Annotated in this window: 10 protein-coding genes and 1 riboswitch; all 10 genes read right to left on the reverse strand. The window is 37.7% G+C overall.

Annotated features, from left to right (window positions below; translation table 11 throughout):
- Window positions 1–15: 15 nt before the first annotated feature.
- A complete protein-coding gene (locus OB_RS16355; protein WP_011067605.1) occupies window positions 16–951 on the reverse strand; it encodes an ABC transporter permease in 936 nt (311 codons plus the stop codon).
- A 266-nt stretch (window positions 952–1,217) separates the two neighbouring features.
- A complete protein-coding gene (locus tag OB_RS16360; protein ID WP_011067606.1) occupies window positions 1,218–2,852 on the reverse strand; it encodes an ABC transporter substrate-binding protein in 1,635 nt (544 codons plus the stop codon).
- 416 nt (window positions 2,853–3,268) lie between these two features.
- Complete coding sequence (locus tag OB_RS16365; RefSeq protein ID WP_011067607.1) at window positions 3,269–4,273, reverse strand: lactonase family protein; 1,005 nt, start codon at window positions 4,271–4,273, stop codon at window positions 3,269–3,271.
- Window positions 4,274–4,292: 19 nt separating this feature from the next.
- Complete coding sequence (locus OB_RS16370) at window positions 4,293–6,209, reverse strand: beta-N-acetylhexosaminidase (protein WP_011067608.1); 1,917 nt, start codon at window positions 6,207–6,209, stop codon at window positions 4,293–4,295.
- 206 nt (window positions 6,210–6,415) lie between these two features.
- Complete coding sequence (gene ribE, locus OB_RS16375; RefSeq protein WP_011067609.1) at window positions 6,416–6,901, reverse strand: 6,7-dimethyl-8-ribityllumazine synthase; 486 nt, start codon at window positions 6,899–6,901, stop codon at window positions 6,416–6,418.
- A 20-nt stretch (window positions 6,902–6,921) separates the two neighbouring features.
- Window positions 6,922–7,545: a 3,4-dihydroxy-2-butanone-4-phosphate synthase gene (ribB, locus tag OB_RS16380; protein ID WP_011067610.1), complete on the reverse strand. Its 624-nt coding sequence runs from the start codon at window positions 7,543–7,545 to the stop codon at window positions 6,922–6,924.
- 11 nt (window positions 7,546–7,556) lie between these two features.
- Window positions 7,557–8,183 (reverse strand): riboflavin synthase, encoded by a 627-nt coding sequence (locus tag OB_RS16385; RefSeq protein WP_011067611.1) that lies wholly within the window; start codon window positions 8,181–8,183, stop codon window positions 7,557–7,559.
- 278 nt (window positions 8,184–8,461) lie between these two features.
- Window positions 8,462–8,600: riboswitch (FMN riboswitch) on the reverse strand.
- A gap of 54 nt (window positions 8,601–8,654) precedes the next feature.
- Window positions 8,655–9,032 carry a PH domain-containing protein gene (locus OB_RS16390; RefSeq protein WP_011067612.1) on the reverse strand — a complete coding sequence of 126 codons (378 nt, stop codon included), beginning with the start codon at window positions 9,030–9,032 and terminating at the stop codon, window positions 8,655–8,657.
- A 263-nt stretch (window positions 9,033–9,295) separates the two neighbouring features.
- Window positions 9,296–10,612, reverse strand: coding sequence for a 2-hydroxycarboxylate transporter family protein (locus tag OB_RS16395; protein ID WP_011067613.1), 1,317 nt, complete (start codon window positions 10,610–10,612; stop codon window positions 9,296–9,298).
- Between the two features lie 79 nt (window positions 10,613–10,691).
- Entirely contained in the window at window positions 10,692–11,882 is a 1,191-nt protein-coding gene (locus OB_RS16400) for an NAD(P)-dependent malic enzyme (RefSeq protein ID WP_011067614.1), read from the reverse strand.
- Window positions 11,883–11,937: the final 55 nt, after the last annotated feature.

Genomic DNA, 11,937 nt, shown 5'->3' on the forward strand with positions numbered 1-11,937 from the left:
ATTGCATCCTCCTTCCTACCATAAGCTGTTCTCACTAACTTTTCGTGCGATTTGGTTAACGGTAATTAGTAGAACAATATTAATCGCTGATTCAAACAACCCAACAGCTGCTGCAAAACTATATTGTCCTTGCAGGATACCTGTTTCATATACAAACGTTTGGATAATATCCGATGTTTCGGAGTTTAATGTATTTTGCATAAGTAACACTTTCTCAAAGCCAATCTGCATAAAGTTTCCGATATTTAAAATAAATAATACAACGATGGTTGGCATGATACTTGGAATATTTATCCGGAAAATACGCTGTAATCTCGTGGCACCATCCACTTTTGCAGCTTCATGAAGCTCTGGGTTTACCCCCGCTAATGCTGCTAAATAAATAATGGTACTCCACCCTAGTGTCTGCCATTGACCGGACCAGACAAAAATATGGCGGAACCAATCTGGGCTTGTTAGAAATGGAATTGGTTCCATCCCTAAAGCACGGATAAGGTGATTGATTAATCCAGTGTTTGGATCTAGGAACGCAACAAGCATCCCAACAACAACAACGACAGAAATAAAATGCGGTGCATATGTCAAAGTCTGTGTCCACTTCTTATATGCCCCATTACGTAATTCATTAAATGCAAGTGCTAAAATAATCGGTAATGGGAAAAGTACGAGCATGTATAGATTCAAGACAAGTGTATTCTTTAATAATCTCCAGAAGTAATAGGAACTAAAAAAACGTTCAAAATGTTCAAAACCAACCCACGGACTTCCCCATATTCCTAGGTTCGCAAAGTAGTCTTTAAAAGCAATTTGAACGCCATACATTGGTATATAATGAAAAATAAAAAAGTACGAAACTACAGGTAAAAGAAATATATATAATTGCCAATTCGAAAACAAGTTCTTTTTTATTTTGTAGCTTCTACCCCTATGAGCGGGCAATTGTTTTGCCATATCATTGTCTACCTCCTTAAGCAGCTAACTAATGTACAACCTTGATACGTTCGTCGACCATGTATTCCTAATGAAACAACCTTAATTGGCAATTATGTATACTTTTGAACATTGCTTCGCTTACACGTCTGAAGTTGTATTGTCATGCTGGATAAATAGGAAGTAATGCTGTTCAATAGAATCTACTCTCTTTTTCTTTTATCAAAGGGAGTAGAGAGAGGAAAAGGGGGGAGCCTCTCTCTTCAAAATCCATCTGTAATCAAAAATTAATTCTCTGTATAACGGTTGTAAGCATTTTGATGTACTTCTACAACCTCTTCTAATCCCATTTGGTTTAGTGTGTCTACATAATTATCCCAGTTAGCTAAATCTTCATCACCAGTAATAAATTTGTCCCGCATTTCTTCGATATAGTTGTTGATATCTTGACCAGTAGATTGTAAGACAATATTCTCCTCGTCAGTAAATGTGAAACGCGGCCAAATTTCTTCTGGAACAAAAGGTTCAATCTTCTCAGCAGCTTCCATGGACTGAGGAGCAGTTTCTCCACCTTGGAAATAATCTGCTTTAATAATTCCGTTAATCGAACCTAACCATGTTAACTGCTTGGCTAGCGCTTGTTCAAAAGTTATATCTCCTTCAGGATTTAAGATGTGATCTTTATAAACCGCTTCACCGTCTTCTATTTCAAATGTTTCGCCTTCTACACCCATGTAGTAAAGTTCCGCACCTTCATCACTGTAGAAATGATCCATCCAACGTACCGTAGCAGCTGGATTTGAATTCTCACTAGTAATTACTAAGTTTGCTGGATCCCACACAGAAGAAGAAAGTTTATTATATGTTTGATGTCCTTCTGGTCCCTCTAAAGCTGCAACACTGCTATATTGAGAACCAATATCTTCACCAAATAATTCAATTGGATCATAGAAAATCATACTTCCATATAAATTATCAGAGGCATTTGCTAAGAATTGTCCCCACTCAATCGTAAAGATACTTTGATCAATTAATCCTTCTTCGTACAGTTTGTTAATATACTCAAGCATTTGCTTATACTCATCGGTTATAGCAAAGTTACGAACTTCACCAGAAGCATCCAAATCATAGTTCATATTTGACGGACCTTGATTCATGACTCCAAAAGAGCCAGCTAACCATTGCACTAATTCTTGGATCTGCGTGCCACCATAAGGTATTGTTTTACCGCCACCTACTGGATCAAGCTCTTTTACAGCCTTCAAATATTCATAGAATTCACCAGTTGTTTCTGGAATTTCCATTCCCAATTCATCCAACCAATCTTCATTCACCCATGGGCGAGCACTCAGACGTAAGGATAGGAAGTCTTCCTCAATAAGCGCTGGCATGGAGTAAATGTTTCCATCTGGGAACGTAAGTGCTTTTCGAATACTTGGGTCTTCTTCCATTAACGCTGTAAGGTTTGGAGCGTATTGTTCAATTAAATCATTTAACGGTAGGAATACATCTTGCCCACCATACCTTAATAAATCGCTACTCGTAAGCTGCGATAAGAAGAACGCGTCAGGTAAATCGCCACTACCTAAAGCCAGGTTACGATTTTCTTCTAAAGCATCTGGACTTACAAGATCCCAATTTACATTGATGTTTGTTTGATCTCTATATTCATTCCAAATTAGGATATCATTCCAATCATTGTCTTCATTTTGAGCAGGCTTGTTTGCAAAAAAAGTTAGTTCTTGCTCTTCATCAACAATAGGCATTCCTGATTCATTTACATCTTCGCTTGCAGCAGTCGCATCGTCGCCACCACCACTATCTCCGCCATCTCCTCCACCCTCATCATCGTTATTACAAGCAGATAAAGCGGTTACAAATCCTATTAGTAAAAGAATTAACAATAATCTTTTAACCTTCACTTTGCTTTCCCTCCCTAGAAAATACATTTCTACAACACGATTGATCCCCCTAAAACGTCAAACCAAACTATACCTATCTTTTATGTATCACCCCTCTATTAAAATAAAATGAAACTTCATTCAGTGGGAGAGTTTTCATTTTCCTAGCCCACTGAATGGTAGTACCACAGGGCATGACCTAAAGGTCGTTAAACAGCATCCTACATTCCAAGCAGTTTCCTCCTTTTGCGTGCGGATATAACTGCTCGATTTATGCAGGATGTAATGCAGCTAATTCAATTTATAAAATTTTTGTAAAATTTCTTCTTATTCGAAATAGTATCACTATTATATTGTAATGTCAATATAACATTATAATGTTTGTAATGTTTTTTTAGGAAGCTAATACTTCCTTTTGTTGAAATCCATATTTCTTTCTACATTAATTTTACACAAACTGGCCTTGGGACTGCATATCTCTGATTGGAATTTACCCATCCATCCTGTATTGTTTTTTCCATAACTATTAACTCATTGCTATGTTCATTGGCGACAATCACGTATTTATCTCCTGGAATTTTTGATTGGAAATGTCTTGGCCATTTGCTACCTAATCTCGAAACTGATAGTTTGTTTAACAATCCGTTGTTGATTATCTCGTAAGTTGTAATCGAATCATGTCCGCGGTTTGACACATATAGAAATTCTCCGTTGCATTGAACTTCTGCTCCATAATTTTCTTGTTTAGCATCGCTCGATAACGTGGATACTCTTTGTTGTAACTGTACGAGCTCTTTTTCTAAATCATATGCATATGCGAGTATTGTTGAATCGAATTCATTCACTACGTAAAATAATTCTATTTCCGGATGAAAATCAATATGCCTAGGTCCTGAAGGATACGGTGTTTCCACTTCAAATCGCCGCTGAAGTTTTCCTGTCTCTTGATTAAAATGTAAGAAATATAACTTATGCTGTCCAAGGTCTGTTGCAACATAATAATTGCTTTTGGGCAGGCGCCGTATTGTATGCAATCTTGATTCAGTTGAAAAATGAATACAATCGGTTTCTTCTTCTATTTTTCCATTCTCATTTGTTCGATAGACGACTAGATTTCCACCGGTATAATTACTGACAAACACATGGTCACCATTCACTTCAATATAACAAGGTCCGCCATGAGTAGGATGACGATTCCATTCAGTTAATTGGTTGTTTAATGGATCAATACCATAACAAACAACTTCTCCTTGTTTGACCTCACTAATAGCATATAAACAGGATTTATCCGTATTAATTTCTACAAATGAAGGATTATCTATGCCTTCAAAAGCTGCCACCTTTGCAAGCTTGCCAATCAGTGGATCAAAAGAAAGCCAGTGAATAGTTTCTTCATTCTTTTCTCCATAACTGCCAACAAACACATCTAACAATGGGTTCATTCGCTCCTCCCCTCCATTTCTAGTAAATTGGTAAGACATGAAAAAATACATTAGGAGATGCCATACGGTAATAGTAACTACCCCACCCAAGGCCTGTGGATTGTTCAAATCTTTTAGAATAAGAAAGTCTCTCTTGTTCTAGCTCCTCAATTTCTTCCAGTTCCCCCTCTACAAAACGTTCAATACGATCTTTTGCAGTTTCTAGACGGTTAAATAAACCTCCATAACGTATATCAATTACTTCCCAACCAAATGGTTTATTCATCGTTAGCCATTGCTTCCGATGGGCAGCTCGAAGTTCACGAACATCATCCAATAAAGGCACGATCTTTGTATCTACTAAATACGTTAATTCGGACAACTGCTTCTTATCATAGGCTCGTTTTAATTTCACTCCGAGAGATGCTTTATTTGCTAATACATTGCATAACTTTTTAGGCACATCATAATGAATCCTAGCATTTTCGTACGCTTCCTTCTGTTTCAATTCAATCTTCGTAGAAAGGTCTTCATAGTATTCATCTAAATCCAGCCCTTCTATATGTTTATCAAAAACACCTAATAATGGATCTTGCCATAAAAGGAACTTAGAAGGATTCGTCTGTTGAAGATTTCCTTCCGCTACACCAGGTGGTTGATCCAACTGATTCAATAATAATAAGGCATCTACATCTATACCGGTGATAAATGTCGCCCTCTGTTTGACTTCTACTTCATCTACTTGCTCGTTATATGCATGGTCTGCGTAATACTGTATTCCATAAAGAGAGGTGTACACATTGTTTTCATATCCATCATCCCCCCACAGTGTCACAAACACATCACGAATTCCGTTATTCTTACAGGCTTGAAGTGCTTGTTCACTCGCGCTTAAAGAAAGATGATAGTTTGGTGCAAATGTATTCCACACCCACATGCCTCCTGCAAATGCTGGCGTCCTGCCAAATCGCTTTAATTGCCCTATCATATTGTCATAGTGATCATAATCCGTCTGATTATACTGCCAATACATAAATTGAACATTTTCTGGTAATTGTTGAATAATATATTCTGGAAGATTCGTAGATTTATCGTACTGATCTCCGGTTTCTGATGCTAACTTTAAAAACATATCACTCCACATCATCGCTTCTAAATCATATTTATCAGTGATTTCTAATACGTTTGTTAAATGCTTCGACATCATTTCGAATCGGGATTGATAACCATGAATATTTAAGTATCTTCCCCTACCTACTTCTTCTGCTTCATCCATACCTATGTGGATACGTTTACTGCGGAATGGTTTTGTAACCGAATGGATCATTCTATCTAGTAAATCGTACGTATCCTCGCTATCTAGTAATAATGCCCCTCTCGTATCCTTGTACTTATAAGCTGCATCCCATTTTAAGAATTCCTCTAAATGAGCCAGCGTCTGGATACAAGGTATCAGCTCTATCCCAAATAAAGCAGCATATTCATCCAATTCACGTAGTTCAGCTTCTGAGTAGCGTCCGCGCATGTAGCCAAAATAAGGTTCATCGCTCACTTCATAGGTATCTTCCATATAAAGCATAACGCTATTATGCCCCATCATAGCTAACTTTCGGATGAAGTCTTTTAGTGTTGTTAATTTCATGGTCATATTCCGTGAAAGGTCGAACATCGGTCCAATAGTAGAAAAATGCATTTTTTCGTTTGTTTCTAGAGGAGTATCTTCTTGTTGTAGGTGTTGAAGTAGCATACTAAAAGCGCGAAAGAAATGATTAGGTTGGGCGTAAGTAATCGTCCCTTTACCTTGTTTATAAGAAATTGCTAAGCCATTGACTGCTTCTTCCTGCACACATGTAATGGTAATCTCTGCCCGCTCATCTAACGAAAAAGCATAACTTGCTTGTAACTCGCTTAACCCTTTCATGATTGCAGCACTGTCACCTGTTATAGTTAGATTCATATTCTATTACCTCCCTTTCTGTTCAATTATTTCATGAAACCTCCTAACCTATTTTTTATCAATCAAAATTTATTATTTCAAATTTTCAACATTTTCACAATAGATTTTTTGACATCAAGGTTATGGATGCATACCCTGGGGATTAAAAAAACTGTCCATAGCCTTCTCGTGAATCGTGATGAAGACTTCTGGACAGTATGTTTAAATTAGTTCATTCCAACACTCTCTACATGAAATTGTTCGTTTAATGATATCATTTCAAGTAATCCGAGTGCTGTTTCCGCACCTTTATTTCCAGCTTTCGTACCGGCTCTTTCTACAGCTTGCTCAATCGATTCCGTTGTTAGCACACCAAACAATACAGGTATGTTACTATTCATCCCTACTTGAGCTACTCCCTTAGAGACTTCATTACAAACATAATCATAATGTGTCGTTGCTCCGCGAATCACTGTTCCTAACGTTATTACTCCGTCGTATTTTTGAGAATGGACTGCGCGCTTGGTGATATAAGGAATCTCAAAAGCACCTGGAACCCAAATCACATCAATATTTTCCCTAGCTACGCCGTGACGAATAAGCATATCTTCTGCCCCAGATAATAGTTTCGAAGTAATAAATTCATTAAATCTACTTGTTACAATCGCTATCTTCTTGCCCTGTCCATTATAGTTGCCTTCATAAATTGTCATATGATCAAACTCCTTTAAGATTAATTTTCGATAGCTATTTCTTTTTCTCGATATTGAACGAGATCTTCTACTGTAATCAAGGTCAAATCCCAGTCTTTTGCAAGTGTTTCAAGCGCAGGATATCTTGCCATCGTCCCATCATCATTTAAAATTTCACAAATATATGCCGAAGGAATCGAATTGGATAGTCTAGCCAAATCAACAGCTGCTTCTGTGTGACCTCTACGTTCCAATACACCTGCATTTTTCGCGATTAGCGGAAACATATGACCCGGACGCTTGAAATCTGCCGCTTTTGATAATGGTTCAGCTAAAGCTCGTATCGTATCTGCACGATCAGCGGTAGATATCCCTGTAGAATTGGTATAATAATCAACACTAACCGTAAATTGAGTTCCATACGTATCCGTGTTGTTTGTAGCCATTGCATGTAAATCTAATTCCAGCGCTCGTTCTTCTGTGATAGGAACACAGATTAATCCTCGTCCGTATTTCGTCATAAAATTAACTTTTTCAGGCGTTACAAATTCGCTTAGCCCAACAAGATCTCCTTCTGCTTCTCGGTCCGCATCATCCGCAACAATAATCAACTTTCCGTTTCGTAAATCTTCGATCGCTTGCTCTATCTTGCTTAGCTCGTTCATATTTACCCTCCTTAAAATCCATTCTCTTGTAAAAAGGACTGTGATAAGGTTTGCTTATTTGCTTGAAGAATATATTTAGCAAGCATATCTGTCTCCATATTTACATAATCACCCACTCGACGTTGGGATAAAATCGACGCTTGTTGTGAATGAGGAATCAAACTAATCGTAAATGCATGACTGGATTTTTCTACAACCGTTAAACTCGTACCATCCAAGGTAATCGAACCTTTTGCAATTACTTCTTGCGCATATGGTTTCGGTAAAGTAAAACTCATGTAATATGCATTTTGGTCCTTCCATGTACGTTTCACGGTAACGGTAGAATCCACGTGCCCCGCAACGACATGTCCTTCAAACCGATCTGTTGCACGCATCGCCCTTTCCAAATTAACGGATGAACCAATACGCACATATTGAAGATTGGTCGATCGAAATGTTTCTGGCATAACATCAGCCGTAAATGTATCCTCGCCTACTTTTGTGGCAGTCAGACACACACCATTAACAGCCATACTGTCGCCAACGTTGTAATGCAGCAATTGAGCTTCCGTTGTATGAATGACAAGTTGAATTGTTTCGCGTCGTTTCTCTACATTCGTTACTTGCCCAATTGTTTGAACAACTCCAGTAAACAAATCATCAGCTCCTTTTATGAAATTTAATATCAGAAATGAATGTGATCTTTTAAAAAGGGGATTATAGTGATCTAGAGAGTAAGCAACTTCTAAATTCGTATTTGCAGAAGTAAGTGAGGACAAGTGAATAACATTCACTCCATATAAATAGCCCCGCAATATATAGATTGCGGGGCGTAGCTAACTCTAATAAACGATATGTGTAAAAATACGTAAATGTAAGACAGCTAGAAAAAACATCGTTTTCTCCACATCAAATAGATATACGTATCCATACAGCTATTCTTCTCCCATCCAGACTATTACTGTCGGCTCTAGATTCTCACTAGATCCACCGCATAAAAGCGGGTCACGGACTTCAAGTTCTGATGACTTGTCACCGCCGGTCGGGAATTACACCCTGCCCCGAAGAATACACTATTCAATTCTACATAAAAGTTTAGAACTTTCGATGTATAATGTCAAATGAAATTAATTAAGTACGTAGCTCGCCAATACAGTTTGAACTTCATAGATATTTAAGCTTTTGTTAAACTGCTTTTGGAAAGGCACAGAATTACCAGATATCCAGATTTTTAGTTCCGCATCTAAATCAAAACTTCCCGCTGTTTCAATACTAAAGTGAACGATATTTTTGTAAGGTATCGAATGAATTTCCATCTTTTTACCTGTTACACCTTGTTTATCTACTAGAATTAATCGCTTATTCGTAAAGATAAATAAATCGCGAATAAGTTTATACGTTCTCTCAATATTTTCTGATTCCGCTAAAACTTGCTGAAATTCTTCTTCAATCTTCCCGTTATCTACTTCGGATGCATTTCCCATAATACCATCAAAAAGACCCATGTAAATTCCTCCTAAATATTATTTATATAGGCAATTATACACTAAATTATAGTACATATAAAATATTTAAAATATTATATTTTTTATATAATATCCTGTTGCGTTATTTGATTTCCATTGCAGACGGATGCTTCTTAGCAGGCACAGCTTCAACTAATTAAGAAGATAAGGGCCCTCATTCGTGATACTTTCTTTCCTTTCCTAAACAAAAAAGCTTTTATTGTGATTTTTTCTCACAATAAAAGCTTTTTTAGTAATGCTGTCTATAAGAACATTTGTATGATTAAGCCAGTAATGAGCAGTATAATTGCCCCACCTAAGCGAGAGGAGATTTGAGCGAATGGCATTAATTCCATACGTTTGGAAGCTGATAATACTGCTACATCTCCCGTACCTCCCATGTTGGCCATACACAATCCACCTGTAATAGCTGCCTCAATTGGATAGAATCCTACGAGTTTACCGAGTAATCCTGCACCTAGGATTGCTCCTAATACCACCGCAAAGACAGTTAGAATATATTGAAGCGTTAATGCTTCGATTACTGTATTTAAATCAGTATACGCAACCCCGATTCCGAATAGAAGTGCTAATGTCCAGTTACTAGCTACGAACTGATACCACTGACTTGCTCCGTCTAAAACGGTTTGTGGTAAGATATTCGCAATTTTAGTTAAGGCTACTAAGATAATCATAATAGCATACGCATGAATGGGTAAGAAATCACCTAACACAGAACCGATCGTAAAGAAGGCAATTGCTGCAAGCAACCCTGCTCCCATTAATTTAATATCATATTTTTGTTCCTTCGTATCCTGAGTTACGCCTTCAATAATTTGTCCGTTCCCTGTTAAAGAAGGATATTTTTTCCCGATTAAATTTAGTATACTCGCTAAAACAATCGCAAAGACATTTCCTAATGCTAGCGCAGGTACTAACATGGAAATATAATAACTTGGACTATTACCTAATAGCTCTGAATAAATTTGACTCATCGGAACAGCACCTGCTCCCATGCCTCCACCCATAATAGGCAATGTTAAGACAAGAATTGCATCTTGGACCGTAAATCCTACAATGCTACCAATGATTGATGCTAAAATAACCGCACCGACGATTGCTCCGACGATGGGAACAAAGAAACGGATACCTACTTTTACTAATAGCTTGGAGCTCATTCCTAAAATACTTCCAGTAATAAGTGCTGCAATATAAAAATCAAGAAAACCGCCTGTTGTCATAAAGTCGGTAACACCCGTTACCACATACTCTGGCAATATACCGCTATACACCATAAATGCGGAACCAAATATCGCCACAATTGCTCCTCCGCCTAGAAAAGTACGTACAATAGGTGTTCTATCTCCTACGAAACCTAGTAGTTCACCGATAACAATCATAACAAGTAAACTACCAATCATACCTGCTGGAAGACTACCAGAATAGATAGCAATAATCGTTATTGCTGAAAATAGTAGAAACCATAAAACCGGCATTCCAAATATTTTCACTCCGGACTGTGGAAGGGAAACTGTATTATCTTTTGTTGTATTCGTTTTCATTTCTGTAGATTCTTTCATTTTGTTCACCTTTCTCTTTCGGTTTTATTTTTGAAGAGCCTTCCTCAAAATTAGAAGGAAGGCTCTTCCCCCTCTTACATTAACTTACAGAGCTTGTTTCCTTTTTCTGTTGGATAGCACTCGACATAACAGCTTGTGCAACACGTTCACCTGCTCGCTCATCCAAGGCATTTGGGATAACTTTATCTTTAGAAATCTCTTCATCTGATAATACATCTGCAATCCCATAAGCTGCAGCTACCTTCATTTCGGTTGTAATATCCCTTGCTCCCGCATCAATTGCTCCTCGGAATATCCCTGGAAATGCAAGTAAGTTATTGACCTGATTCGGATAATCCGAACGGCCCGTTGCTACTACTGCTGCACCAGCTTCCAATGCCTCTTCTGGGTAGATTTCTGGAATTGGATTCGCTAGCGCAAAAATAATTGGATCCTTCGCCATTGTTTGAATATGTTCTTTCTTTAATGCTCCAGGACCAGATACACCGATAAATACATCTGCTTCTGTAATCGCATCTTTCAACGTGCCACGAACATTATCTTTATTTGTTACTTCTGCCATTTCTACCTGCATTGGATTTAACCAATCTTCGCCTTTTGCTACCACGCCTTCTAAGCTTACTAACGTAATATTAGTTAATCCCGCATGATAGAGTAGCTTCGCTATTGCAATTCCTGCTGCACCAGCACCATTAATGACAATTTTAATAGGGCGATTCTGTTTGTTTACCACTTTTAAAGCATTCGTTAATGCTGCTAGTACAACAATTGCAGTTCCATGCTGGTCATCATGGAATACGGGAATATCTAATTCCTCTTTCAGACGTTTTTCGATTTCAAAACAACGAGGAGCTGCAATATCTTCAAGATTAATCCCTGCAAACGTTGGTCCCATTGCTTTTACAATATTTACAATTTCATCTACATCCGTCGTATCTAAACAAATAGGAAATCCATCAATATTAGCGAATTTCTTAAACAATAGTGCTTTTCCTTCCATTACAGGCATTGCTGCTTTTGGTCCAATATTTCCCAGACCAAGTACTGCTGTACCGTCTGTTACAATCCCTACCATATTCCCACGAGATGTAAGTGTATTGATTTTGTTCGGGTCATCGGCAATTTGTTTACATACATCCGCTACTCCAGGTGTATACACAAGACTTAAATCGTCTTCCGTATTGATTTCCATTTTCCCTGTGATTTCTAACTTTCCTTTATGCTTATAATGAAGTTCAATTGCTTCATCTTTTAAATTTTTATATACCACAATAATTACCCCCACCGTAATCGCTTTCAATTCGATTTCTTTTTTATTATAAATA

Source organism: Oceanobacillus iheyensis HTE831 (assembly GCF_000011245.1).
Taxonomy (GTDB): domain Bacteria; phylum Bacillota; class Bacilli; order Bacillales; family Amphibacillaceae; genus Oceanobacillus; species Oceanobacillus iheyensis.